Annotated in this window: 1 protein-coding gene; it reads right to left on the bottom strand. The window is 72.0% G+C overall.

Annotated features, from left to right (window positions below):
* Positions 1-490, bottom strand: a 490-nt coding sequence (locus GB932_RS18985; RefSeq protein ID WP_197517173.1) for a hypothetical protein, incomplete at both ends; no start/stop codon positions are given.

Raw genomic sequence — 490 nt, 5'->3', positions numbered from 1 at the left:
CGTCAGCTGGAGCGTGACGTCCGACTCCGGCAGCCAGCCACCCGACGTCACCGTCGTGTCGCCACCCGCGAGAACCGGGCTCGTCGCCTCGATCGTCGGCTCGTACTCGGCGGGCGTGACCTCGAGCGGAGCCGAGACCTCGGCGCCGTTCTCGTCCGTGCCCACCACCGTGTAGCCGTCACCGGGCTCGGCCTCCATCGGAACCGGAACGGTCGTGCCCGCCGGGACGTTGCCGTCCGCGTCGGTCGTCGCCGGGACCGGGTCGCCCACGGGCTCACCCGCGGGGTCGACGAGCTGGAGCTCGACGGCCGACTCGGGCAGCCAGCCACCCGACGTCACCTCGGTCTCGTCACCGGCCGCAACCGGCGACGTCACCTCGAGTGTCGGGGTGTAGACGTTCGTCGTGTCCTCACCGGTGCCGCCCTCTTCGTCCTCGCCGATGACCGTGTGGTCGCCCGGCTCGGTGCCTTCGGGGATCTCGATGCAGACC

The organism is Microbacterium karelineae, assembly GCF_009745985.1.
Lineage (GTDB): Bacteria > Actinomycetota > Actinomycetes > Actinomycetales > Microbacteriaceae > Microbacterium > Microbacterium karelineae.
Note: the sequence above shows the minus strand (reverse complement) of the source record. Positions and strands in the feature narration are given on the sequence as shown.